This is a genomic window from Nitrospirota bacterium (genome assembly GCA_040757595.1).
GTDB lineage: Bacteria > Nitrospirota > Nitrospiria > Nitrospirales > Nitrospiraceae > JBFLWP01.
On sequence record JBFLWP010000013.1, the window covers coordinates 7,501 to 32,769 of the forward strand.

Annotated in this window: 21 protein-coding genes and 2 rRNA genes (1 of these 23 only partly in view); 20 read left to right on the plus strand and 3 right to left on the minus strand. The window is 65.3% G+C overall.

The genetic code is table 11. From position 1 onward, the window contains the following. The 4 genes from AB1411_12165 to AB1411_12180 form a co-directional block, all read left to right on the plus strand. Positions 1–1,324, plus strand: a 23S ribosomal RNA gene (locus tag AB1411_12165) (it extends 2,421 nt beyond the left edge of the window). Between the two features lie 125 nt (positions 1,325–1,449). Continuing rightward, positions 1,450–1,566 (plus strand): 5S ribosomal RNA (gene rrf, locus AB1411_12170). A 380-nt stretch (positions 1,567–1,946) separates the two neighbouring features. Then, on the plus strand, positions 1,947–2,111 hold the full coding sequence (locus AB1411_12175) for a helix-turn-helix domain-containing protein (GenBank protein MEW6544350.1): 165 nt from the start codon (positions 1,947–1,949) through the stop codon (positions 2,109–2,111). 29 nt (positions 2,112–2,140) lie between these two features. Beyond that, a complete protein-coding gene (locus tag AB1411_12180; GenBank protein MEW6544351.1) occupies positions 2,141–2,989 on the plus strand; it encodes an IS630 family transposase in 849 nt (282 codons plus the stop codon). 17 nt (positions 2,990–3,006) lie between these two features. On the opposite strand, the gene AB1411_12185 is transcribed toward AB1411_12180, so the two are convergent. Then, a complete protein-coding gene (locus AB1411_12185) occupies positions 3,007–4,032 on the minus strand; it encodes an ATP-grasp domain-containing protein (protein MEW6544352.1) in 1,026 nt (341 codons plus the stop codon). After that, positions 4,029–5,042, minus strand: coding sequence for a putative zinc-binding metallopeptidase (locus tag AB1411_12190; GenBank protein MEW6544353.1), 1,014 nt, complete (start codon positions 5,040–5,042; stop codon positions 4,029–4,031). The genes AB1411_12185 and AB1411_12190 overlap by 4 nt, the downstream gene beginning before the upstream one ends. 226 nt (positions 5,043–5,268) lie before the next feature. On the opposite strand from AB1411_12190, the gene AB1411_12195 reads away from it, so the two are divergent. The 15 genes from AB1411_12195 to AB1411_12265 all read left to right on the plus strand — a co-directional run bounded on the left by AB1411_12195 (position 5,269) and on the right by AB1411_12265 (position 23,001). After that, the gene (locus tag AB1411_12195) at positions 5,269–6,219 is read left to right on the plus strand and encodes an NmrA/HSCARG family protein (GenBank protein ID MEW6544354.1); all 951 of its coding nucleotides are present in this window, start codon (positions 5,269–5,271) and stop codon (positions 6,217–6,219) included. 127 nt (positions 6,220–6,346) lie between these two features. Beyond that, positions 6,347–7,243, plus strand: coding sequence for an LCCL domain-containing protein (locus AB1411_12200; protein MEW6544355.1), 897 nt, complete (start codon positions 6,347–6,349; stop codon positions 7,241–7,243). A gap of 212 nt (positions 7,244–7,455) precedes the next feature. Continuing rightward, entirely contained in the window at positions 7,456–8,286 is an 831-nt protein-coding gene (locus tag AB1411_12205) for an ABC transporter permease (GenBank protein MEW6544356.1), read from the plus strand. Beyond that, positions 8,286–9,062 carry an ATP-binding cassette domain-containing protein gene (locus tag AB1411_12210; protein ID MEW6544357.1) on the plus strand — a complete coding sequence of 259 codons (777 nt, stop codon included), beginning with the start codon at positions 8,286–8,288 and terminating at the stop codon, positions 9,060–9,062. Before AB1411_12205 ends, AB1411_12210 begins: the two co-directional genes overlap by 1 nt. Next, positions 9,059–10,069, plus strand: a complete 1,011-nt coding sequence (locus AB1411_12215) for an MlaD family protein (protein MEW6544358.1) — start codon at positions 9,059–9,061, stop codon at positions 10,067–10,069. The genes AB1411_12210 and AB1411_12215 overlap by 4 nt, the downstream gene beginning before the upstream one ends. Beyond that, positions 10,066–11,028: a tetratricopeptide repeat protein gene (locus tag AB1411_12220; protein MEW6544359.1), complete on the plus strand. Its 963-nt coding sequence runs from the start codon at positions 10,066–10,068 to the stop codon at positions 11,026–11,028. Before AB1411_12215 ends, AB1411_12220 begins: the two co-directional genes overlap by 4 nt. A 632-nt stretch (positions 11,029–11,660) precedes the next feature. Further along, positions 11,661–12,581: a DUF4384 domain-containing protein gene (locus AB1411_12225; GenBank protein MEW6544360.1), complete on the plus strand. Its 921-nt coding sequence runs from the start codon at positions 11,661–11,663 to the stop codon at positions 12,579–12,581. A gap of 10 nt (positions 12,582–12,591) precedes the next feature. After that, the gene (locus AB1411_12230; protein MEW6544361.1) at positions 12,592–13,791 is read left to right on the plus strand and encodes a murein transglycosylase domain-containing protein; all 1,200 of its coding nucleotides are present in this window, start codon (positions 12,592–12,594) and stop codon (positions 13,789–13,791) included. Positions 13,792–13,841: 50 nt separating this feature from the next. After that, complete coding sequence (locus AB1411_12235; GenBank protein MEW6544362.1) at positions 13,842–14,699, plus strand: hypothetical protein; 858 nt, start codon at positions 13,842–13,844, stop codon at positions 14,697–14,699. A gap of 85 nt (positions 14,700–14,784) precedes the next feature. After that, on the plus strand, positions 14,785–15,942 hold the full coding sequence (locus tag AB1411_12240) for a hypothetical protein (GenBank protein MEW6544363.1): 1,158 nt from the start codon (positions 14,785–14,787) through the stop codon (positions 15,940–15,942). A gap of 14 nt (positions 15,943–15,956) precedes the next feature. Beyond that, positions 15,957–16,943 (plus strand): hypothetical protein, encoded by a 987-nt coding sequence (locus AB1411_12245; protein ID MEW6544364.1) that lies wholly within the window; start codon positions 15,957–15,959, stop codon positions 16,941–16,943. A gap of 23 nt (positions 16,944–16,966) precedes the next feature. Further along, a complete protein-coding gene (locus AB1411_12250; protein ID MEW6544365.1) occupies positions 16,967–17,917 on the plus strand; it encodes a hypothetical protein in 951 nt (316 codons plus the stop codon). Positions 17,918–17,945: 28 nt separating this feature from the next. Further along, positions 17,946–20,654, plus strand: a complete 2,709-nt coding sequence (locus tag AB1411_12255; GenBank protein ID MEW6544366.1) for a GNA1162 family protein — start codon at positions 17,946–17,948, stop codon at positions 20,652–20,654. Between the two features lie 118 nt (positions 20,655–20,772). Further along, positions 20,773–22,662 (plus strand): adenylate/guanylate cyclase domain-containing protein, encoded by a 1,890-nt coding sequence (locus AB1411_12260; protein MEW6544367.1) that lies wholly within the window; start codon positions 20,773–20,775, stop codon positions 22,660–22,662. Between the two features lie 141 nt (positions 22,663–22,803). Then, positions 22,804–23,001, plus strand: coding sequence for a hypothetical protein (locus AB1411_12265; GenBank protein ID MEW6544368.1), 198 nt, complete (start codon positions 22,804–22,806; stop codon positions 22,999–23,001). A gap of 93 nt (positions 23,002–23,094) precedes the next feature. On the opposite strand, the gene AB1411_12270 is transcribed toward AB1411_12265, so the two are convergent. Continuing rightward, a complete protein-coding gene (locus AB1411_12270; protein ID MEW6544369.1) occupies positions 23,095–23,655 on the minus strand; it encodes a Uma2 family endonuclease in 561 nt (186 codons plus the stop codon). 287 nt (positions 23,656–23,942) lie between these two features. Here AB1411_12270 and AB1411_12275 point away from each other — a divergent pair, with 287 nt between their 5' ends. After that, the gene (locus AB1411_12275; GenBank protein ID MEW6544370.1) at positions 23,943–25,178 is read left to right on the plus strand and encodes a flagellar assembly protein T N-terminal domain-containing protein; all 1,236 of its coding nucleotides are present in this window, start codon (positions 23,943–23,945) and stop codon (positions 25,176–25,178) included. Positions 25,179–25,269 lie beyond the last annotated feature (91 nt).

Here is a 25,269-nt window from a genome sequence, read left to right on the forward strand (position 1 = left end):
GAATGTCATTCCTTTCTTTGAGCGTTTCGGGTTCCTCTCTGCAAAGAAGCGACGCGATTTTTCCAAGTTCAAAGAGCTGGCCGAGTTGATGCGCGAGGGGAAGCACCTCACGCAGCAAGGGGTCGAACAGATCCTTCGGATTCGGGAAGCGATGAACGACGGAGGAAAGCGCCGATACAACGATGCGGAGATCCTGAGCCGGTTCCAGAATCCTCAGAGACCATATGCCAGACCCGGGGGATAACCTTCCGGGAAGAGATGGCCCGATCTGCATGGCGACATGCAGAGCGCGACAGAAATGATCGCGCCCTTACCGCCACGGTGAGTGGTAACAGAATGAACGGTCCTAAGGTAGCGAAATTCCTTGTCGGGTAAGTTCCGACCTGCATGAATGGCGTAACGACTGGAGCGCTGTCTCGGGGAGTGACTCAGCGAATTTGTTGTTCCGGTGAAGAAGCCGGGTGCCCGCAACTAGACGGAAAGACCCTGTGCACCTTTACTACAACTTGACATTGGGTGTTGGACGAGTCTGTGTAGGATAGGTGGGAGGCTGTGAAGCGGGGCTGCTAGGTCCCGTGGAGCCGACGTTGAAATACCACCCTGACTTTTCTGATATTCTAACCCGGCCCTGTCAACCAGGGCGGAGACAGTGTCTGGTGGGTAGTTTGACTGGGGCGGTCGCCTCCCAAAAAGTAACGGAGGCGCCCAAAGGTTCCCTCAGGCTGGTCGGTAATCAGCCGTCGAGTGTAAAGGCAGAAGGGAGCTTGACTGCGAGAGCGACAGCTCGAGCAGAGACGAAAGTCGGGCTTAGTGATCCGGTGGTTCTGTGTGGAAGGGCCATCGCTCAACGGATAAAAGGTACGCCGGGGATAACAGGCTGATCTCCCCCAAGAGTTCACATCGACGGGGAGGTTTGGCACCTCGATGTCGACTCATCGCATCCTGGGGCTGAAGCTGGTCCCAAGGGTCGGGCTGTTCGCCCGTTAAAGCGGTACGAGAGTTGGGTTCAGAACGTCGTGAGACAGTTCGGTCCCTATCTGTTGTGGGCGGAGGAGATTTGAGAGGGGCTTTCTCTAGTACGAGAGGACTGAGAAGGACGGACCTCTAGTGTGCCGGTTGTCGCGCCAGCGGCAGTGCCGGGTAGCTATGTCCGGTAGGGATAACCGCTGAAAGCATCTAAGCGGGAAGCCTGCCTCGAGATGAGATCTCCCGGAGGGTAACCTCCCTAAAGGCCACTCGTAGACGACGAGTTTGATAGGCTGGGTGTGGAAGGGCTGAGAGGCCTGAAGCTAACCAGTACTAATCGGCCGTGCGGCTTAACTTACTACTGTGCTCCTGACAGACATGGTCTTCATATACAAGAGCAAATGGCATATGGCCTGTGGCGTATGGCCGGAATAATCGGGCCATCAGCTATAAGCCATCAGCCATAAGCTCTTGAACGAGATTCCCGGTGGCCTTGCCGGAGGGGTCACACCCGTTCCCATCCCGAACACGGAAGTTAAGCCCTCCAGGGCCCATGATACTGCAGCTGTGAGGCTGTGGGAAAGTAGGACGCTGCCGGGATATTTTAGAAAGGCCCGCTGATCGCAAGGTCAGCGGGCTTTTTGTTTTTCGGCAGAACGCGGGCTGGCGGCCCCTGTCTGCTGCTCGCTAACTCCCGGTGCCCTCGCCTCCGCGATTCGCGACCACGGGCCCGCCATCCCGCTTCAAGCCCTATACAGAACAAAGCATCGCCCTTGCCCCTTGCGGGAGAGGCGGGGTGAGGGGTGATCTGCACGGCAGCATTGGAGGAGAGAGTAGCCGGTCGCGATTTGCTGTCGCATGGTGACCGGCTTTCGGAGTGAGCACGGGCACTTACTAGGTTCAGAAGTTATTAATCCGAGCATAAATGTTTGACATGGTCAGTTCTTTCCGCTATCCATTCCGCCATGAAGAGCCGGGACATGCGCGCGCTTGCTGTTTCGGCCCAGGAGACTCTCCGTCTGAGGGTCGTCCGGGTTGTGCAGGCGGGGATGTCCCAGGCCGAAGCGGCGCGAGTCTTTGGGGTCTCCCGCCAGTCGGTCAACGCCTGGGAGCACCGGCGGCGCGAGGGGGCCTGCGGGCGGTAAGGTCGCGGCCGCGGGGCCGGCCACGAATCTTGGAACTGAAGCCGTACCAGGCGGCGATCACGGTTCGGCTGATCACCGACCGTTGCCCAGACCAGCTCAAGTTGCCGTTTGTGTTGTGGACCCGCGAGGCGGTACAGGACTTGATCGCTCGCCGGTTCGGCGTCCGCCCTTCTGTGTGGACCGTGGGGAGGTATCTGCGGCGGTGGGGCTTCACCCCCCAGAAACCCTTGCGCCGAGCCTACGAGCAGAACCCAGCGGCCGTGTGCCGCTGGCTCAAGAAGCCGTATCCAGCCATCCGAGCACTGGCACAACGGGAGCGCGCGACGATCTTCTGGGGCGACGAGACGGGGATGCGTTCCGACCACCAGGCCGGCCGCTCCTGGGGCCGACGCGGGCAGACGCCCGTGATCCCCGGAACGGGCCAGCGCTTTCGGTGCAACATGATCTCGGCGATTACCAGCCGAGGGAAACTGGCCTTCATGGTCTTCAAGGGCCGCTTCACGGCCGCGGGGTGTGTGACGTTTCTGCGGCGGTTGATCCGTCATGCCAGGCGGAAGGTATTCGTGATCGTCGACGCGCATCCAGTCCATCAGGCGGCTGCCGTGGACGGGTGGGTGGCGCGGCACCGGCGGCAGATTCGCCTGTTCTTCCTGCCCGGGTACAGCCCCGAGCTCAACCCGGACGAGTACCTCAACCACGACGTCAAGACCAATGCGGTGGGACGGACCCGTCCTCGGCACCCGGGAGAGCTGATGGCCAACGTCCGGCGCTTCATGTGGAGTACCCAGCGGCAACCGGAGAAGGTCCGCCGCTACTTTCGGCATCCGCACGTTCGCTACGCGGCGACCGGAACTGTCAAACATTTCTGCTCCCGGTAATAAATGGTTCGCCCGCCTCACGGAATATGGCCGGGCCGCCAGCGCAGGCCCATGTCGAGGATGCGCTGCAGGATGGTCTGGTAGGAAATGCCGGCCCGCGCCGCCGACTCGGCAAAGTCCTCGTCGTGCGCGATCTGGGCGTTGGGGTTGGCTTCCAGGACGTAGAGCTTTCCGGTCGGATCGAGCCGCAGATCAATGCGCGCGTAGCCGCTCAGCCCCAGGATGCGGTAGATGCGCTTCGCGAGCCGCTGGATCTCCCCCGTCAGGCCGTTGGGCAGGTCCTTCGCCGGCCCGGAGGTGATCCCGTACTTGGTCTGGTACTTGTGGCTCCACTTGACCCGCTCGGTGGCGATGCGCCGGCACTCCTCGGGCATCCTGTCCATGTTCAGCTCCCAGACCGGCAAGACCTGCAACTGCCGGTTCCCCAGGACGCCCACGTAGAGCTCGCGGCCTTCGATGTACCGTTCCACGAGCGCGCCGGTCCCCACGCTGTTGTGGATGAAGCTGACCCGCTCCTTGAGCTTCTCGTCGTCCTCCACGATCGAGGCCTGGGAGATGCCCAATGACGCTTCCTCGGAGACCGACTTTACGATCAGGGGAAAGCCCAGGCGCTTGGGCCGCTTGACCGTCTCGCCTAGGGGACACAGGAAGAAATCAGGGCTGGGGATGCGGTGATAGGAGAGGATCTTCTTCGTCAGGCTCTTGTCGCGGGACAGCATGAGGCCGCGGGGATTGCAGCCGGTGTAGGGGATCTTCAGGAGCTCGAGGTACGAGATGACGTTCTGATCGTAGATCGCCACCCCGTCGAACTCCTCCAGGAGGTTGAAGGCGATGTCCGGCTTCCACTCGTCCACGGCCTGCCGGACCACGCGGAGGTCGCTGCGCAGACCCAGGGGCCGCACCTCGTGCCCCATGTCACGGAGCGTGGTCACGACGTCATACTCCGTCTTCCACTCGGCGGTCTTGAGGTCCACGCCCTCCCCGGGCTTCTCCGGCGGGATCAGGTCTTCGTGCATGAGCACCAGGACGCGGAGCGGCTTCATAGGGCGACCCGGTGGCGACCGCTGTGCAGGTAGTTCATCGTTTGCACGGTGAGGAGGATCGTGAAGTCCAGCTTCGCTTGATCTTCCGGCACGGCCAGCCGCAAGTTCAGCTCCCGGCAGCGGGAGATCATGGCTTCCAGGACTTGGTCGATCGTGTACTGGTACTCGCCGGTCCAGTCCGCCACCTTCCGGCGGACTTCCCTCCGGAAGCGGCTCAGAAAGCTCGCCGCCGTCTTGTTGGCCTTGAACTCTGGCGCGTCCGAGAACAGCCGCCGGAGGTCCAGGTCGTAAAAGGTCGGATGCGCCAGCCCGTAATGCTCCCGCTTGGCCTTGTAATGCTGCCGGAGCGTCTTCTGCAGGCTGGGGAGGGGATCCACGGGCGGCTGCGGGGGAACCAGCGGGGGGCGGCCGGCGATCTCGCGCATCAGCGCGTCCACATACTCCAGCTTCTTGAGCGCCGGCCAGCCCGCGTACCGCTCCCGCCAGGTGGACCCGGGGGTGAGCCAGACCGCGAAGGTCTCGGCGAAGTCTTCGTCCGGGTGGCTCTGGGCGTACCACAGGTCGAGGTGGAGGACGAAGCTCTTGCTGTAAGGCTTCGGGGCATAATAGTCGGGGTAGGGTTTGGAGGACTTCCCGAAGAGCTGCTGCCGCCCCCGTCGCCGCCGCAGGCGGTAGGCGTTCTCGATCGCATGGCCGGTCTCGTGCCGGAGGATTTGCAGGCACCATTCGGGCGTGCCCCCCTCCACTTCCAGCATCTGGTTGAGCTCCAGCTTGGCCAGGCGAGGGTGGACCAGGTAGAAGGGGATGGCGATCCCCGGCACCCCGTCCGGGGTGAACCATTCATCCGCCAGCCAGAAGTGCGGGCGAAATTGCAGGTGCTGAGCCTCCAGCTCCTGGGCGAGCTGCCGGAGGTGTGGCTCGACGGGGCTGTCCTCGATGGCAAGCGGCAGGTCGCACAGGCGCACGTCCAGGAGCCGCTCGTCCGGCCAGGTCGCCCAGTCCTCGGGCAGGCCGGAACTGGCCGCAGCCGGTGGCTCGCCCCCGCTCGGGACGCTCTTTTCGGTCGGCTTGTCCGCCAACGTGGTCCCCTTCTCCAGACGCTACACGTGTAGCACTCTAAGTATAGCACCGTCCAACGATTTCGCGTGACGTTGACATGGCTTCCCGCGCACAGTAGCCTGTCATGTACTCTTTCCGGGTGGAACGAGGCGGGACGCAGTGATGGGGGCTCTGGCCATGGCTGACAAAAAGATCATCGCGGTGGTGGGGGCAACGGGGATGCAGGGCGGCGGGTTGGTCCGCGCGATCCTGGGTGACAAGGGCGGACCGTTCGCCGCGCGGGCGCTGACGCGGAGCGTCGGCTCAGACAAGGCCAAAGCCCTGGCCGAATTGGGCGCCGAGGTGGCCGCTGCCGATCTGGACGACGTCGAGAGTCTCAAACGGGCCTTCGCCGGGGGCTCCGGCGCGTTCTGCGTCACCAACTTCTGGGAGCACTTCTCGCCGGAGAAGGAAATCGCCCAGGCCAAAAACATGGCCCTTGCGGCCAAGGCCGCCGGGCTCTCGCACGTCGTCTGGTCCACGCTGGAGGACACGCGGAAGTGGGTCCCGCTGAGCGACACCCGCATGCCGACCCTCATGGGCAAGTACAAAGTCCCGCACTTCGACGGCAAGGGCGAGGCCGACCAGGCGTTCCGGGACCTCGGCGTGCCGACGACCTTCCTGCTCACCTCGTTCTACTGGGACAACCTGATCATGTTCGGCATGGGGCCCAAGAAGGGGCCGGACGGCGTCCTGGCCATCACCATGCCCATGGGCGACAAGAAGCTCCCGGGAATCGCCGCCGAGGACATCGGGAAGTGTGCGCTGACCGTCTTCAAGCGGGGCCAGGAGTTCGTCGGCAAGACGGTCGGCCTTGCCGCCGAGCACGTGACCGGCGCCCAGATGGCCGCGTCGCTCAGCAGGGCGCTCGGGAAAGAGGTTCGGTACACCGACGTGCCGCCGGAGGTCTATCGCTCGTTCGAGTTCCCCGGGGCCGAGGACATCGGCAACATGTTCCAGTTCAAGCGCGACTTCAACGACGCCTTCTGCGGGGCGCGCAATCCCGCCGTCGCCCGGTCCCTCTATCCTGCCATCCAGACCTTTGACGCATGGCTCGCCCGGAACAAGTCCCGCATCCCGCTCGGGTAAAATGGTGAAAGGCGAGGGCTCCCGCGAGTCGGGCAGGGAAAGCCCGTACAGCCCTGGGCTTGTCCGCCGGAGACCTCTCTGCTAGCATAGGCCCGTTGGCCGCTCGGACTCCTCTCGGAAGGTGCCAATGGCCCAAGCCCCTGCCTCCGCCTCCCGTTTCCTGTTCCGGCTTGCGATCCTCAGCCTGCCGGTGCTCTGGACCGTCTTCTCGCTTCAGCCTGTCCCGGCCGTTCTCTCCGAGGAGAAGGCTCGTTCGCTGCCGGTGGATCGGGGGGTTCGGCCCCCGCCGACGCCCGTGGACTGGACGACGGGCACCAGCAAATGGCAGGGACAGTGGGGGCGCCGAGAAACGCTCTTGTGTCCGGCCGGAGGCAGGCTCCAGTCCGTGTGGGGCACGGACGTTTACACGGACGATTCCTCCGTCTGCACCGCGGCGGTGCACGCGGGCCTGATCTCGGCGGCGGCGGGCGGCCCCGTAACCATCGAGGTCCGGCCCGACCAGTCCCGGTACGTGAGCAGCACCCGCAACGGCGTCACGACGCAGGATTGGCTCGACGTCTGGCCCAGCAGCTTCCTGTTCATCTGGGGACCAGCCCTGTCCGAGCCCGAGCCGGCCGTCCAGGCCACGGGGAGGATGAGCGCCGACTCGTGGCCGGGTCAGGTGGGCCGGGTCATGACGTTCCTCTGCCCGCCCAGATTCGAGCTCCACTCGGTCTACGGGACTGACACCTACGCCGACGATTCCTACATCTGCTCCGCCGGGATCCACGCCGGCGTGATCACGCAGGCGGCTGGGGGAATGGTGACGATCAAGCTGCTCCCAGGCCAGTCCTCCTACACCGGCAGCACGCGCCACGGCCTCACCAGCTTCAGCATCGGGTCGGGAAGACCCCAAAGCTTCATGTTCGTGGCGACTCCGTCCGGAACGCCGCCGCCGCCCGCGGCCGATTCCCCGTTCCTGGCGCCTCCGGGAAGTCCGCCCGGAGTCGCGGGCGGCGGCAGGCGGGTTCCTTCCCTTTTCTGACGACCGGGGGCCCGTCAGTGCCCCCGCTTTGGGTCTTCCCGGACGGCTCTGTCCGCCACCGGTCACGGCCGGGGCAACCACGTAGAGCCTGCCTCCGTACCTGCCGTGGAACGTCGCGGTTTCATTGCATTCGCTAGGGCTTTCCCCTAGAATTTGGGCTGGAATGGTCCTCCGAGGCGGTGTGCGTCGCCCCTCGGCGCTTGGAGCAGGACTTGATAGAGCAGGACCGGACAAGCGCGGCACAGGAGCCGGGCCACGGGGGCGGGCTCGTGTGGCTGGGGCAGAAGGCGATCGACGGGTACGAATACCTGACCGACCTGGCGGCCCTCGTCTTTCTCTCCGTCCGAGAGCTCGTCCTGCCGAGCCGGCAGGGGCGCGGGGAGGCCCTCCGCGTCATCACCCGCCAGGTCCTCTTCACCGGCGTGGACGCGCTGCCGATCGTCGGCGCGATCGCGCTCATGTTGGGCTTCATCATCATCACCCAGGCCGGCACCCAGTTGCCGAAGGTGGGTGCGGGCAACCTCGTGGGCACGATCATCGTCGTGGTAGTGATCCGGGAGTTGGGGCCGCTCGTGACGGCCGTGATCGTCGTGGGGCGCTCGGGAACGGCCATCACCACCGAGCTCGGCTACATGCGTGTCGGGCAGGAAGTGACCGCGTTGGAGCTGATGGGCATCCGGGTCATGCGGTTTCTCGTCATGCCTCGGCTGGTGGGGATGGTCCTCGCGATGATCTGCCTGACCGTCTATTTCGACGTGCTGGCCGTGCTGGGCGGGTTCGTGATGGCCAAGGTCAAGCTCACCGTGCCGTTCACCGTCTACGCCGAGGCCGTCACCCACGCGTTGACGCTGACGGATCTGGCCGTGACCCTCGCCAAAGGCGCGCTCTTCGGCACCGCGGTGGCGGCGATCTGCTGCCACCACGGCCTCTCGGTCCGGGCCTCCTACACTGAGGTTCCCCAGCAGACGACCAAGGCCATGATCAACTCCGTCACGCTCTGTCTGATCCTCGACATTCTGGTCACCGTGACCGCCTATTTCTGATGACGACCGCGATCGAACTGTCGGACGTGTCCGTGGGCTTGGCGGACCAGGAAGGCCAGGCCTCCTTGACCCTGGCCGTCGAGCCGGGGGAGTTCCTGGCCGTCGTGGGGCCGAACCGCTCCGGCAAGAGCTTGATCCTCAAGCTCTGCGCCGGCCTCGTCGAGCCGGAGGCGGGCACGGTCCGGATCCTCGGGTTGGACCTGGCCGGCCTCGACGAGGAGGCGCTGGCCGATCTGCGCCGCAGGGTGGGCGTCGTCCTGCAGCAGCCGGGCCTGCTCAGCAACATGACGGTCTATAACAACGTGGCGCTGCCACTCCGCTACCACCGGGGGCTGAAGGATCATGAGCTGGAGCCGCTCGTGATGGAGAAGCTCGACTGGCTGGGCCTGTCGGCCCTCCGGAACCGGTTCCCGGCCGAGTTGAACCAGGGAGAGGCCCGCTGCGCCGCCATCGCCCGGGCCCTGGTGTTGGACCCGGAGTTGTTGCTGCTCGACAGCCCCACGGACGGGCTGGACGCCGCCGAGCTCGGGGCCCTCGCCGGCTTCCTGACGGAGGCCAGGCGGGCGCGGTCGCTGACGGTCCTGGCGACGTTGCACGTGTTTTCGTCCCTCCTGCAGATCACGGACCGGGTCGCCCTGGTGCGCCACGGACGGGTCGAGTCGATCGGCCGCCACGGGGAGGTGCTGGCGCAGGCGGCCCCGGAGATGCGGGCCTATTTGGAAGCTGCACGGTCGCCTGACCGGGATTCACTAGCCGAAATGAGAGGTGTCCAATGAAGATGCACTATTCGCACCGGCTGTCGTCCGGACGCGTCGCCCAGATCGTCGGGGCGTTCCTCCTGGTTCCGTTGGCCGGGATCATCGTCGTCGGAATATTTATGGCCAAGGCCGAGCATCTGTTCGAGGACAAGTATCGGCTGCACGCGAGCCTCGGCAAATCCTACGGGCTCGAGCCGGGCGTGTCGGTCCTGATGAACGGCGTCCCGATCGGCAAGGTCCTGGCCGTGGAGTTCACCGGCGGGGGACAGATTGACGTGACGTTGCAGCTTCTGGGCCGGTACCGTGACCTGGTCCGGGAGGACTCCGTCGCTCAGGTCGGCAAGAGCGGCGTGATCATGGGGTCCACGGAGGTGGAGATCTCCATGGGCAGCCGGACCGCGAGGGTGCTGGCCGACGGGGACGTCATCAAGGCGCAGGCGCCGCAGGATTACCTGGCGATGCTCCAGGACGTGAAGGGGGAGTTCAGCCGGGAGGTCAAGCCGGTGCTGGAGTCGGTCCAACGCACCGTCCTGCGGGTGGAGGAGATTACCAAGGACGTGCAGCAGGTGGTCCAGACCGGGGGGCGGACGTTGACGACCGTCGAGCAGGCGACCAAGGAGCTGCCGGCGATCGTCGCGTCGGTGCGGCGGAGCGCGGCGACTGTCGAGCGGACGACGGCGACCCTGCCTGAAATCACGGGATCTGTCAAGAAGACGTTGGCCACGGCCGACGCAGCGGCGGCGGACGTCAAAGCCGCCACGGCCAAGCTGCCGGCCGTGATGGCGACGGCGCAGGAGGCGGTCAACAACATCAAGGTCACGACCGAAGCGATCAAGGGCGTCGGGAAGGACATGGCTCCGATGGTCCGGACCGCCCAAAAAACTTTGGAAGACGTCAATCTGATCGTGAGCGGCGCCAAGCGGACGTTTCCGGTCAGCACGATGGTCAAGAACGCGCCGCCCGAAGCGACGGGGCCACAGGGGAACGGCCTCCGCAGCCTCAGGGGAGATCAACTGAGCAAGTGAAGCCGTACGCGGGCAACCCCGGTCTTGGCTGGCTTCTGACCCTGCTGCTCGCCGCCGGCTGCGCCTCCGACGCCCAACCGGAGGCCGTGCCGCCGCTCGCGGCCAAGGCCCAGGCTCTGCACCGTCAGGGGCAGCGGGCACTGGAGCGCGACGAGCGCGAGCGGGCCAAGGCCCTGTTCGAGGAGGCCAGGCAGTTGGCCGAGAGCCTGGATGACCTGGCCGGGCTGGCCCACGCCCTCAACGACCTGGGCAGCGTCGCGGCGCTCGAAGGGAAGCCGACCGAGGCCATCGAGCTGCACAAACGGGCGCTGGTGCTGGCCGAGCAACTGCGGCGAGCCGACCTCCGCGTCGAATCGCTCACGCATCTGGGCACGGCCCGGCAGTTGGCCGGCCAACCGGACCAGGCCGCGGCGCTGTACGGCCAGGCGTTGGAGGCGGCCGGGCAGGCTGGCGATCGGCACAGCCAGGCGGTCTTGCTCAACAACCTGGGGTTGATCCAGCAACGGGCCGGAGACTTGGCGAAGGCCGAGGCCTCGTTCAAGCTGGCGCTGGAGATCAACCGCTCGATCAAGGATCAGCGGGCGGAATCCGCGAATCTGGCCAACCTGGCGTTGATCGCCGAAGAAACGAACCGCCTGGACGAGGCCAAGGCCCACTTCGAGCGGGCTTTGGAGTTGGACAAGGCGACGGAAAATCCTTCCGCGATCGCCGCCGATCTGGCCGGGCTGGCGCGGGTCGCGCAGCGGCAAGACCGGAAGGAAGCCGCGCTCGCCTACGCTCAGCGAGCCTATTGGAGCTTCCGCGCGATCGGGGACACCACGCGCGCAGTGGAGGAACTGATGCGGGCCCTGACACTGTCCCGTGAGCAGGGCCTTCGGGGTGACACGGCGCAGCTTGAGACCGAGCTCAAATCCCTTCGCGAAATGTCCAGCCAAGGCCGGCCTGGGTCGCAGCCGTAAGGGCCGTTCCGCTCTTTTTCCCAGTTCGCGATCTTTGCCCCCAGCACACCTCCGGGCCGCGCGGCACATGGCCTTGCAGGAAGAAGCATTGCTGCAGACTATTTCCCCAGTCATAGGCCAGGACTCTGACGCGGAAGGCTACAAGGCGCAACGTCGCAAGGCTGCCGGTTGGAGGGACTTTTGGCGGACCGGCCTCAATTTACCGGAAAGGGGAGGGGGCAAGTTGGATGGCGGCCGTAAGGCACACGGCATGCCGAGTGACTGCGGTTCCCAAATCTTGGCGAGGCAATTCTGGTCTTTTTGGATAGAAGACGCCTATCTTTTTGGATAGGAGACAGAATTGGGCCTCATCGTGGCTTCCGGTCTCCGGGGATCCCGTTTCAGAAATCCCCTGGGTGGATGAGCATTTCGAGGCGCTCGCCCTAGAGCTTCCGGAGGAATGAAAGCCGGTACTCCTTTTGCTGATTGGCATTGGCGTGTCGGTACGGCGGTCAAAGCAGTACACGCCGGTCTGCCTGGAAACATGGAACGGAAGGATGGTGTGCATTGCCCCTTCGCTTCTAAGTCCTTGTTTGATTGACTTTTTTCGGGGCAGAAACTATCCTGGGTTTCCCTTACACGGCGTGGAGCCCATGCATCCGATTTTCCCTGGCGTGATTCGCCATGATTTTCCCGGGACGAAAGTCTTCATTGCAACGTGCAGTTGGGCGTGGATTGCGGTCCTGGCCGGCGGGCCGGCCCTGGCCGAGCCGTTGAAGCCGGTCTCCGTCGTGGCGGAGGGACTGGCCCCGTTTGCGCGGGACATGTCGCTCGAAGAGGTGCGGAACCGCGCCAGGGATGACGCCCGCCGCAACGCGATCGAACAGGCCGTGGGGGTGTTCGTGAGAGGGACCACGGTGCTCCACAACTCGCAGATCACGGACGAGCTGATCGCTTCGGTGGCCCGCGGCGTCATCGAGGACGAACAGTGGCTGGATGAGCGGATCGAGGAGATCAAGCAGGACAGCAAGGACAAGAAAGACCGGAAGATCGGCCCGAGCATGGCGGTCTACCACACCAGGATCAAGGCGATGGTCCGGCCGGTTCGCGTCGAGCGGCGGGCTGGATTCGAGCTGCGCGCCTCTTTGAACAAGCAGGTGTTTCAAGAGGGTGAAGAGGCCCTCATCAAAGTCCGGTCCAGCCAGCCGGCCCACCTGCACCTGTTCAGCGTGACGCAGGATGGCGCGGTCACCCTGCTCCTGCCCAATCGTTTCTTGCCCCAGAACCAGATCGCGGCCGAACAGGAGGTCGTGTTCCCCAGCGAGGCCCTGCGGTCGCTCGGCATCCGGCTGCGCGTGATGCTGCCCAAGGGGTCGAGGAAGGTGGTTGAGTACATCAAGGTCATCGCGACCCGCAAGCCGATCGGGCTGGTGAAGGAGCAGTCTCCGGAGGGAGTCTTCCAGACCTTCGACGGGACGGAAGCCGCGATGATTCAGGACGTGGTGAAGCGTCTGGCTCTGCTGGAGGACGAGGATTGGACGGAAGCGACCTTGCCCTATGAGGTGCGGCAGTAGAAGGGGTGTCATGGCGTCGGTTATGCGGGCCCCGGTCGCGATCCTGGCGCTCGCCGGTGTGTTGCAGGCCGGCGTGCCTGCTTCGGCCCTGGCTCAAACCAGTGATCCCTTCGAGGAGATCAACCAGCGGTTCCAGCAACGGAAGCAGGCCGCCGGTGACGCTCTCCAGGCCCTTCACGACCAGTACCGGGACAAGCGCGCGGCCACTGAGGCGCAATGGCAGAGAAAGGAAGAGGAGATCGAAGCCCGTTGGCAGCAGATGAAGCGGGAGATCGAGCAGAAATGGGACCGTGCGGTCCGATCGACCAGGAAGGAATGGGTGGACTATTCGCCTGGCTACGATGCGCGCAGCATCGTAGATTTCGAGAAGGGAGTCGTGGAAGTGGCCGCGCTCGTGCCGGTGCCCAAGGGACAGGCCCTCAAGCCGGGGGAAGCCGCCGCGGCGGCCGGGGCGGAGATCGCCAAGCAGTTTGCGCGCGTCCTGTCCGAGCAGGGTCAGGCGGGCAGGCCGGTCATGGCCGGCCAGGTCGCGACCAAGGCCGGCAGGCCGGTCGGCCGGCAGAACGCGGAGGCCTTCATCCGGAAGGAAGTGCTGCCTTCCGCCATCGTGGACGGGAGCCCGGCGGAATCGCGTGACGGGCTGACGCGAGTCAAGGTCACGGCGACCGTGAAGATGACGCCGGACCACCTCAAGAAGCGGGCTCAGCAGTACCTGGACGTAGTCCGGGCCAACGCCAAGCGTCAGCGGCTCGATCCGAGGCTGGTCCTCGCCGTGATCCACACGGAGTCCTACTTCAACCCCAAGGCCCAGTCGCCGGTGCCGGCCTACGGGCTCATGCAGTTGGTGCCGCGGGCCGCGGCGCGAGACGCCTACAATTACCTGTATCAGGACGATCGGGTTCTCGATCCGGAATATCTGACCGATCCGGCGCACAACGTGGAGTTGGGTGCGGCCTATCTGCGGATTCTGATGAGCCAGATCTTTTCGGAGATTCCGGAGGGGGAGAAGCGGAACTACCTCGTCATTTGCGCCTACAACTGGGGGCCCGGCAACATCCGCAACAAGGTCGTCAGCCGTCACCGGGTCAGGGACCTCTCGGAAGCCCAACTGTTTTCGTTGCTGACGGAAAGCACGCCGGAGGAGACTCGGAATTATCTCAAGAGGGTCACGGAACGACGCGCGCTCTACGAGGAGCTGGTCGGACGCTGAGTCCGTGGCGCGGTGGTCGGGACAGACAGGGGAAGAAAGGGGGAGGGAACATGAAACGACGCCTGACGGGACAAGGGATCGTCATGCTAGGCCTCGGGCTGTTGCTGTGCGCGAGCGCGGCCTCGGCCCAATTGGCCGGTAGGGTGGGGGACGTGATCGAGTCGATGGGGACGACCGGCAGCATCGACTGGACCAAGGGGGTCGTGACGGCGACCGGCCTGGGGGCCCCTCCGGAGAACGCGGTCAACCGGGCCCAGGCCAGGGCCATGGCGGAGCGCGCCGCATTTCTGGTCGCCACCAGGAACCTGCTGGAGGTCGTCAAGGGCATCCGGGTGGACTCGGCCACGCTGGTGGAGAACTTCATCGTCACCAGCGACGTGATCAAGAGCGAGGTGAGCGGCTTCGTGCAGGGGGCCCAGATCATGAAGAAGCAGGTCAATCCGGACGGGTCGGTGGAGGTGCTGGTCGGCGTGAGGCTGACCGGAGATCTCCTCAACACGCTCATGCCCAGGGAGACCGGCGGGGGCGAGCCGATCCCGGTGCCGCCGACCATGGCGGTCCCGTCGGCCGCCTTCACGGGGCTTATCGTGGACGCCAGGGGAACCGGCGTCCGGCCCGCGATGGCGCCGAAGATCCGGAACGAGGAGGGGCGGGAGGTCTACGGGTCCGCCTTCGTGAACCGGCAGTATGCGGTCGAGCAGGGCATGGTGGGCTATCTCAAGGACGTCGGCGCGGCCCAGGGCAATCCGCGCGTGACCGACCGGCCGCTGCTCGTCAAGGCCGTCCGGACGGACGGCCCCAACAAGACGGATCTGGTCATCAGCAACAGCGACGCGCAGGTGCTGCACAGTATGAAGGAGCACCTCACCTTCCTGGAGAAGGCCCGCGTGATGGTGGTCTTGGACTGAGGTGAGCGCTCAGCAGCCAGCACTCAGCGGGAAGCTGATGGCTGAAAGCCGATCGCTGAAAGCGGTCACAGAAGGGAGATCAGCGATGAACAGGACGCACAAGAGTTGGCATGGGCTGGCGGCGGTGGTGGCGGCCGTGGCGTTCCTCGGACTCGCGGCTTGTGCCGAGGAGCGGGCCAAGCCCGAGGCGGCGCTGGACACCCCCGAGCACCATTATTCGACCGGGATCAGGCTGTTCGACAAGGACGACCACGACGGGGCGATGAAGGAGTTCGAGCGGGCGGTGGCGCTGGATCCGGACTTCGCTCCGGGCCACGCGGGCATCGGGCTCGTGCACGGCGCGAGGGGGAACTACGAGATCGCCTACGAGGAAATCGGCAAGGCCAGGGGCTTGCAGAAGGACGAGGAGATCGTGGCCCAGGTCATGAAGATCCGGGTGCTCGCGATGGAGCGGAAGGAAGGCTGGATCGAGGACGCCGAATCCGAGTTCAAGAGCGCGAGCAACCGGAACCCGAACAGCGCCGAGCTGCACTACTACATGGGCAAAGCCTACAGGGCCGCGTTCGAATTCGACAAGGCCGCCGACCGGTTCAAGACGGTCCTGGACCTGAACAAGGAATTCACGGGTGAGGCGAACAAGGAGTGGAAGCTGGTGCAGAAGATCCAGCGGGCCGCCCCCGGAACCAGGATCGGCAAGGAGATCGCCCTGATCGACCGGATCAGCCGGGCCGACGTGGCGGCCCTGTTCATCGAGGAGCTCGGGCTGGAGCGCCTGTACGAGAAGCGCGGCAAGACCTTCGACCCGTCGTTCAAGGCGCCTGGGCAAAAATTCGAGGCGGACAAGATCGTGGCGATGGAGCCGGCGACGGACATTGCGACCCATCCGCTCAAGGCTGACATCGACACCGTGGTCAAGCTGGGCGTGCGCGGGCTGGAGCCCTCGCCGGAACACAAGTTCGAGCCGAGCAAACCCATCACCAAGGCCGAGTACGCGATCATGCTGGAGGACATCATGATCCGCATCACGGGTGACGAGAAGCTGGCGACCCAGTACTTCGGCCAGAAGTCGCTCTTCCCGGACGTGCGGCCGGACGTCTACTACTTCAACGCGGCGATGATCCTGGCGAGCCGCGGCATCCTGGAGGCGGACAAGACGACCGGGGAGTTCGGTGCGGTCCAGCCCGTCTCCGGCGCCGACGCGCTGCTGGCGATCCGGATGTTCAAGGAAGCGCTGAAAATCTAGCAAAGGGGGAGAACGTGAGCAGGCCAAGATCAGGGCGGTGGCTCCGAATCCTGCTGGCGGGGTGGGCCCTCGTGGCCGTCGGCGGCGCACAGGCATTCGCTCAGGTGGTGCCGCTCGGCGACGCGGTTGAGCCGGCCGGCAACGGACGCATCAACTGGACGACCGGCTGGGTCTTCGCGACCGGCTTGGGGGCGCCGCCGGCCCACGCGGGGCCCGGGCAGGGGCGGGCCATGGCGGAGCGGGCGGCAAAGACGGTGGCGGTGCGGAATCTCCTGGAAGTCGTCAACGGCGTCCGCATCGACTCCGCCACGCTCGTGGAGAACTTCGTCGTCACCAACGACGTGATCAAGAGCCAGGTCAACGGGTTCGTCAGGGGCGCCCAGGTGGTCAAGACGGAGGTGCAGCCGGAGGGTGGGGTCGAGGTGACCGTGAAGGTCCCCCTCTGGGGGGTCGGCTCCTTGATCAGCTCTTTCATGGATGAGAAGAAGGTCGTTCCACAGGAGCTGCCGCCCGAATCGGCGACCGAAGAGGGGCCGACGGGGCTGGTCATCGACGCCCGAGGGTTGGGGCTCAAACCTGCCTGTTTCCCGGAGATCACGGACGACAAGGGGGCCCTGGTCTACGGTCCGGCGACCATCGATCGGCCCACGGCCGAGAAGGATGGGATGGTGCAGTACAAGACGCTGCCCAAAGGCGCGGACCTCTCGGCGATCTTCGGAGAGGGCACCTATGTCATCAGGCCGGTCCAGATGGGTGCGGGGCCGCGAGAAGGCCGTCGGCCGCTGAAGATCAAAGGGGTCGACAAGGCCGGGGCCTTGAAGGCGAACCTGTTGATCAGCAGCGACGACGCCAAGCGGATTCGCGAAGACCCGCAGTTGAAGTCCGCATTGGCCCGATCCAAGGTCGTCGTGGTGACCGATCCGTTGATCGGGGGGATGGAGGGGCGGGCGCCGACGCCGGATGGCTGGCTGGTGGCCGGTTTTTCCGCCCCGGTTGACTGAACGGACGAAGCGGAGAGGGGATCATGCGAAGCAGGGTTCTCTCATTTCTGGTGGTCATGTGCCTGGCGGTGGGACCGTCCGCGACCGGAGCGGGTCTCAGCGACGCCGTCGAGACCGTGGGGCCTGGCACCGTGAACTGGACGTCCGGCGTGGTGACCGCGACCGGCCTGGGGGCGCCGCCTGAGAGCGCCGTCAACCGGGCTCAGGCTCGGGCCATGGCGGAGCGCGCCGCCTACTCGGTGGCGGTTCGGAACCTCCTCGAGGCGGTGAAGGGCATCCAGGTGGACTCCATCTCGCTCGTCGAGAACTATATGGTCAAGAGCGAGGCGGTCAGGACCCGCGTGTCCGGTCTGGTCAAGGGCGCCCAAAAGATCAAGACCGAGCATCAGCCGGACGGGGGCGTGGAGGTGACCGTCGGAATTTCGCTCTCCGGCGAGCTGCTGGACGCGGTCATTCCCAAGGAGTTCGGCCGGCGCGGGACGACGGCGGTCCCTGCCCCCCAGGCACCGGTCGCGCCTCGACCGGCGCCGCCGGCCTCGTCCTCGACTCCGCCGCCGGCGCCCGCCGCTGTTCCTCCGGCTGCTCAACCGGAGCCGGCCCCTTCGACGGGCACAGGGCAGGCTCCTCCGGGCGAAACATACACGGGCCTGCTCGTGGATGCTCGCGGGCTGGGGCTCAAGCCGGCGCTGGCCCCGCGGCTCCTGGACGAGCAGGGGAAGGAACTCTATGCGGGGGAGGCCCTGGCCCGCGACCAGGCGGTGCAGGCCGGCGTGGCTGGCTATGCCAAGGACATGATCGCCGGCAGCCGGCAACAGCGGGTGACCGACAAGCCGCTCATCGTCAAGGGCGTGCGGGCGAGCGGGAACAAGGCGACGGACATCGTGCTTGACGGCGAGGGCGTCAAGGCCATCCAGCAGAGCGAGCCGAGCGCCCATTACCTCCGTCAGGCCCGCGTGGTGGTGGTCTATGACTAGCCAGCAGGTGAGGGGCGAGAAGCGAGGGGTGAGGGGTTCGAGGTTCTGGCCGCTTGCCTCGCGCCTCGTGCCCCTGGCCCTGTTTGCGTTAATCGGTTGCGCCGCGGGCGGAGGCGAAGGGGGGGGCGCGGTGATCGGCGCCAAGGAGCCGGCGTCGGTCAAGTATCGGGTCACCAGCACGCTCACGGACAGGCCCCCCAAGCTCGTCGCGATTCTTCCCTTCGAGAACCTCACCGACAAGACCGCCGAGGTGGAGGAGGAGACGCCCACGTACGTCATCCGGACGGCCTTCCTGAACCGCTTCGTGGTCAAGCAGTATCCCACCCAGCGGACGGCGGTGACGGACCGGCTGCTCCAGGAGAAGGGTTTCGTCAAGGCGGAGGAGATCGTCAAGCTTCCGCTGGCGAAGCTCGGAGAGATCACCAAGGCGGACACGGTGATCTACGGCCAGATCACGCACTTCAACCGGATCTATGCGGGCCTCTACGCCCAGATCGCGGTGGGGGCCAAGCTCAAGATGGTGGACGTCGCCTCCGGCGAAGTCCTGTGGGAGACGGGAGACGTGCAGCGCGTGCACTCGGGCGGCTTCGCGACCGATCCCTTGGGGATCGTCGTCACGCTGGCCGCCAACGCCATCGCCTTGCGCCACATCGAGGTGGTCCGGGCGTCGGAAGAGCTCTTCCGGGACCTGCTCGAGACCCTGCCCCGCATGAGCACCGGCGAGGCCGTCAAGCCACCGATCATCACGCTGTTGGTCAACGACTCTTCGACCCAGACCAAGAAGGCCGGCGATCAGATCAAAGTGGGCCTCCAGGGAGACCCCAACATGCTGGCGACGTTCGACATCGGCCAGTATCGGACCGGGATCGTCATGCAGGAGGAAAAGCCCGGCATCTACGTCGGGAGCTACACGGTCAAGCCCGGCGACAACGTGGACAACGCCATCGTGATGGGGCACCTGGCCGACCGGCAGGGGCTCCAGTCCGACTGGGAGGACGTGGTCGGGCCCGTGACGCTGGACACCATGCCCCCGGCCACGCCGCTGGGCCTGGCCACCCTGGGGCGGGACAAGACCGTGAGTCTCCGCTGGAAGGCCAACGTCGAGAAGGACCTGGCCGGGTACAAGCTCTACCGAAGCGCAACGGCGCTGACCGGGTTCGCGCCCCTGGCGACCGTGGAATCCCCCTCCTACCTGGACAGCAAGGAGCTCACGAACAAGCGGCAGTATTTTTACAAGATTTCCGCCTTCGACCGGGTCGGCAACGAAAGCCCGTTGTCGGACGCCACGGTCGGAGTGCCGGTCCCGCCAGGCCCCACGCCGGTCAGCGGGGTGATCGGCCTCAACACGACCTGGTTCGCCGGGGCGAGCCCTTACGTCCTGGAGGGGGACGTCACAGTCGCCCAGGGCGCCAAGCTGACGGTCGAGCCGGGCACGGTCGTCAAGTCCAAGGGGGGCGGCCTGATCGTACGGGGCAGCCTGGCGGCGGTCGGGACGGCCGAGCAGATGATCGTTTTCACCGCCGAGCAGGAGACGCCCGAGCGGGCCTGGCAGGGCATCCGGTTCGACCAGACCGGGGAGCAGGAGAGCGTCCTCGATCGGGTGCGGGTCGCCTGGGCCAAAGTGGGTGTCACCTGCATTGCCGCCTCGCCCAAGATCCGCGCCAGCGAGTTGACCGAGAACGGGACCGGCATCGTGACCCGGCATGCGTCGGCTCGCCCGGTGATCGAGGGAAGCCAGATCGTGCTGAATCGGGAGGACGGGATCTCGGTGCAGGACGCGTCGGCGCCGGTGATGGCGGCGAACCGCATCGCGCAGAACCGGCGGTATGGCGTCGCGATCACGAAGGCGCCAGGCCTGTCCATCCGGTCGAACGAGCTTCTGGACAATGGGGCCGTCCAGGTGTGGAACGCCAGCTCGACCGAGGCGGTCGAGGCGAGCGGCAACTGGTGGGGCACGGCGGACGGGGCGGCGGTCCTCGCCAAGGTGGACGGGGCCGTGCTGGTGAAGGATTACCTGGACGGGCCGCTCCCCGGCGGCAAGACGGTGGTGCTGGCCGCGTTGGAGTCGGAGCTCGGCGGGACGATTACATCGTCCGCCTTTCTCCTGGCGGCCAAGAGCCCCTACCTGGTCGTCAAGCCCCTGATCGTTGACAAGGGTGCGACCCTGTCCATCCAGGCCGGCGTGGTGGTCCGGTTCAAGGCCGGGGACACCAGCTTGGTCGTGCGGGATGGCGCGATCCAGGCCCTGGGCACGGAGAAGCGGCCCATCGTCCTGACCTCCGCCAACGCGTCCCCGCGCCCAGGGGACTATGCCAGCGCCATCCGGTTCGAAGGGAGCGGCCAGCAACCGAGTCTCCTCCGGCACGTGCGCATCGAGTATGCCCAGACCGCCCTGCAGGTCAAAGAGGGCAACCCGGAGATTTCCCACGCCTTCATCGCGCACAATCTTCAGAGCGCGCTGGAATGCAGCGGCAAGTCGGCGCCCAAGGTGACCCACTCCACGCTGACCGAGCACCCCAACAACGCCGCCGTGATTTGCAGCGGACGGGCGCAGCCGACCCTCTATCGCAACAACATCGTGAAGAACGCCTGGGCCGTGATCAACCACTCGTCGCTCCCACTGGAGGCGCGCGAAAACTGGTGGGGCGTGGCGCAGCCGGACGAGGGGTTGTTCCTCGGGTCGGTCGAGTTCAAGCCCAGTCTGAAGGAGCCGGACCCGGAGGCGGTCGTCCGGTAGTCCGCTCAGCTTCGGGCCGGTATAACAACCGAGCGGCCAAGCGCCGGACGGTGGAGGCGCTCCTCGCCCGTCGGCGCACGGCGCCCCCGCTCGTTCTCTCCTGCGGGCTGGTGACACGATGTCGGCCAGGTTGAAGGCAGCGCTCCATGAATGGCTCAAGCGGGAGCCCGTCGTTCGGGTCGTGCTTGGCGGGGGCCTGACGGTCCTCTTCATCGGGCTGTATGCCCTCAACACGTTCGAGTGGCTGGAGCTCCGGTCCTACGACCTTCGCTTCGCTCTCCTGCCGAGCCCGCCCCTCCAGACCCCCATCCTCCTCGTACGGATCGACGAGGAGACCGAGGCTCAGCTCAACGTCCGGTCCGCGGACGTCTCCCGCGCCATGTACGCCCAAGCGGTCCGGAATCTGGCCCAAGCCGGGGCGGCGATCATCGCCTTCGACGTGATCTTCTCGCGCCCGCGGAACCAGGAAGAGGACGCCGACTTCGCCCGGGCCATCGCCGAAGCGGGCAACGTGATCCTGGCCCGCTACATCGGGGAAAAGGGGCACAAGACGCCGCTCCCGATCCTTCGGGAGGCGGAGCGGGGAGAGGCGTTGATCAACGTGGAGTTGGACCGGGACGGGGTGCTGCGGAACATGCCGCTGGTGGGCCTGGACTATTCGGGCGAGGGGCCCGAGCCGGAGCCGGTGCTGGCGATGAGCCTGGAGGTCGCCCGCCAATACCTCGATCCCGGCGGCGAGCAGGAGCTCGAGCTGGGCGATCCCCTGGGCATCGGATCCCTGCGCATCCCGAACCCAGACGGGCGGATGCGGATCAACTACTACGGCCCTCCCGCGACCTTCCCCCGCATCTCGTTTTGGCGGGCGGTGAAGGGGGTGCTTGCGCCGGACGAAGTCAGGGGCAAGCTCGTCCTGATCGGGGCCTCGGCCCCTTCGCTGCACGACTATTACAAGACTCCCTTCGGCGAGCGCAAACAGATGACGCTGTCGGGGAAGTCCGAGGCCACGCAGGGCGTCCGCATGGACGGATTCGAGATCCACGCCAACGCCATCCAGACCATCCTGGACCGGAGCTTCATCTACCGGAGCAGGGACCAGTGGGGGCTGGTCCCCGGGTTGATGATCGGGATGGGGATCATCGGGACGATGCTGCTCATGAAGACCTGGAGCAAGTCCCTGCTGATTGAGGTGTTCCGGGTCGTGATCCTGGTCGGGATCGGCGCCGTGGCCTTCGGGCTGTTCTGGTGGTCCCGCTACTGGCTGGACATCGTGCCGCTCTATTCGCTGGTCGCGGCCCAGTACAGCGGCGCGGTCTCCTACCAGCGGTACATGGAGGGGCGGAAGCGCCGGGAGGTCCAGGCCATGTTCGGCCGGTACGTCTCCCAGCGGGTCGTGGAGCAACTGGTCAAGAACCCGGACATGGCCAACCCCAGCGGCCGCAAGGAGCGCCTGACGGTCTTCTTCTCGGACGTCCGCGGGTTTACCAGCATGTCGGAGAAGATGGAGCCGCAGGAGGTCCAGCAGTTGCTCAGCGAATACTTCACCGAGATGACCCGCATCCTTTTCAAGCACGGGGGCACGCTGGACAAGTTCATGGGCGATGCCGTGATGGCCTTCTTCGGCAACCCGGAGCCGCAGCCGGACCATGCCCTGCGGGCGGTCCTCATGGCCCTGGAGATGCAGGAAGCCATCGGCCGGCTCAACGAGAAGTGGGCGGCCGAGGGGAGGCGGACCATCGGGGTCGGGATGGGGATCAACTCGGGGGACGTCACGGTCGGGAACCTGGGCTCCAAGGACTTTCTGGACTATACCGTCATCGGCGACAACGTCAACCTGGCCTGCCGCCTAGAGCAGAACGCCAAGGCCGGCGAGATCATCATCACACAGGCGACCTACGACGAGGTCAAGCACGCGGTCGAGGTGGAGCCGATGGAGCCGGTGCGGGTCAAGGGCAAGAGCGAGCCGATTCCGATCTACCGGGTCGTCGGGCGGCAGAATGTGAACGCATGACTTGGTTTGAAAATAGGGAGTCTGGCAGGAAGGCCCGGCCTGCCAGCAAGTTCTGGCCAATGTTCATCCCTGTGCGGGTTCGCCACCGGCTCATGGGCAACTGCCCAGAAGCGGCTATTGTCACAACAGGAGGAACAAGCCATGCTGAAGAAGAGAACGACAATCGCGGTGTTAGCACTGCTGGCGCTGTTCGCGCTGGAAGGTGCTTCGGCATGGGCGGCTGCCGATCCGGAAGAAGGGGTCAAAGATTTGGCAGACAAGATCACGAAGAGCATGATCGAGAAGGGGACGCACAAGATTGCGATCGTGGAAGGAAAAGAAGAAGGTCCCATCTCATGACAGCGAAGGAAAAGGCTACCTTTCTCTCGTTCCCGTTGCAAGCGCAAGAGACAGGTAACGTTTGCGTGGAGCCTTCCAGTGCCCTGAGATCAGTTACTCGAAGAGGTCGCCGAGTGGCAAACGGAACTCCGGCAGGAGGGGTGTGGTAAGCGCGTCGTGGGCTTCCGTCGAGATCTCGGCGGTGCGGACGTACTGGTGGTCGGTGAGCCGAAACACTTTGACAGTCTCCAGTTCGGGGTCCACGATCCAGTATTCTGTGACGCCAAAGCGCTCGTACAGTTTGCGTTTGGTCACTTCGTCCTTCTTGCGGGTGGCGTCAGAGAGAATTTCGACCACGAGGTCCGGTGCTCCCTTAATGTTGGGTTCGGTAATGATGGAAGACCGTTCCGTAGAGATAAAGAGGACATCCGGCTGGACCACATCTTCATCGGAAAAAATAATGTCGCAGGGAGCATCGAACACCTCCCCGCATCGGTGTTCACGCACGAACGTGCCCAATGCGATGACGAGATTGCGAGAAATTCTTTGATGCTTGGTGCTCGGCGCAGGGGTCATGTAGTGATCTCCCTGGATCAGTTCGTGCCGTTTCCCGTCGTCGGAGAATAGGAGGTAGTCCTCGTAAGTCAGCTTCGTGGAGCGGGGTTGTGTGGACATAAGGACCTCAGCAGCTTATGTTACTGGGTGAGGGTTTCTTGCTCAACATGGGTATGACTGTAGTCGGCTCGGCTGGTCGTGTCAAGCTGCGAAACTGAGCCCTCCCCGGTATCGAGCAAGGAGTGGGGGAAACAGTGCATCGAACTGTCGCTCGAAGGTCGTCGGGCGGCTGGGCGGCACGGCCTGATCCGCCGGAGAGTGAGCGACAAACTGCTTGCCAGTGCGACGGGTGTATGGCAAAGTTTTCGTTGCTACTCATTGCGACGTAAGGGATAACGGAGGAACGGATGAGACGCATGGGCGTGAGTCGGACGATCGTCCTGGGGTGGTGTCTGTGTCTGGGCATGGCGGTCGCGGGTCCGGTCTGGGCCCAGAGCCAGACCGTCACGGCCGAGGGAGTGGCCGGCATCCAGGGAGGGAACAAGGGGGTCGCGCGGGACAACGCCATCCAGGACGCACTGCGGAAGGCGGTGGAGCAGGCGGTCGGGACCATGGTGGCGTCGGAGACCCTGGTCGAGAACTTCCAGGTCGTGCGGGACAACATCCTGAACAAGAGCCAGGGGTACGTCCAGAACTACAAGGTGGTCAAGGAGGATGCCGGCAAGGACCTCTACAGCGTCACGATCGCCGCGACGGTGTCGGTCGGCAACCTGAAGAACGACCTGGGGGCGCTAGGGCTCCTGATGGCCCGGGTCGGGAAACCGCGGACGCTGTTCATGATCGCCGAGCAGAACATCGGGCAGGAGGTGTACGTCTTCTGGTGGAGCTGGTTTGGAAGCGGCGGGGCGGCGTTCGCGGGCCAGACGGTGGACCAGGCGGTCTCCGAGACCGCGCTCAAGGAGGAGTTTCTCAACAAGGGCTTCAACGTCGTGGACATCTCCTCGGCTACCGGGAAGTTTCAGATTTCCAATGCCTACCGGGTCGCGGACTTGACCAACGACGGAGCCCGCGAGTTCGGCAAGAAGCTCAACGCGGAGCTCGTCATCAAAGGCAAGGCGCTGGCCAAGGAGGGGCCGCGCACGCCCGGCAGCTCGGTGGGCTCCTACCTGGCGGACATCACGCTCAGCGCAATCCGCGTGGACAACGGACAGGTCGTCGCCTCGGCCCGTGGAAACGCCGCGGCGCGCCACGTCGCCCAGCACGTCGGCGGGAACGAGGCGCTGGACAAGGCCGCCCGCAGCGTCTCCGACAAGCTGATCGAGCAGATCCTGGCCAGGTGGACCGGAGAAACGTCCGGCGGCCAACTCGTGCAGGTGACGATCCGGGGCCTGACGGGCATGAAGGACCTGGTCAAGGTCAAGGACTTCCTCCAGTCCCAGGTGCGAGGGGTCCAGAGCGTCATCCAGCGCAGCTTTGAGGGAGGGGTGGCGGTGCTGGAGGTGGATGCCAGGACCACGGCGCAGCAGATCGGCGACGAGCTGGCAACGAAGGACGTGCCGGGGCTCGATCTGGACGTGACCGGGGCGACGGCCAATACGCTGGACGTGGTGGCCACGCGCAAAGGCGCGGCATCTTCGAAGTAATGCGGGACATCGCCGACACTGCCGTGCGGGCCTAGATTGGAACCGGGCAGGTCTCCGTAAGAGCCGGTCGGCACCGGGTCCCCTGTCTGCA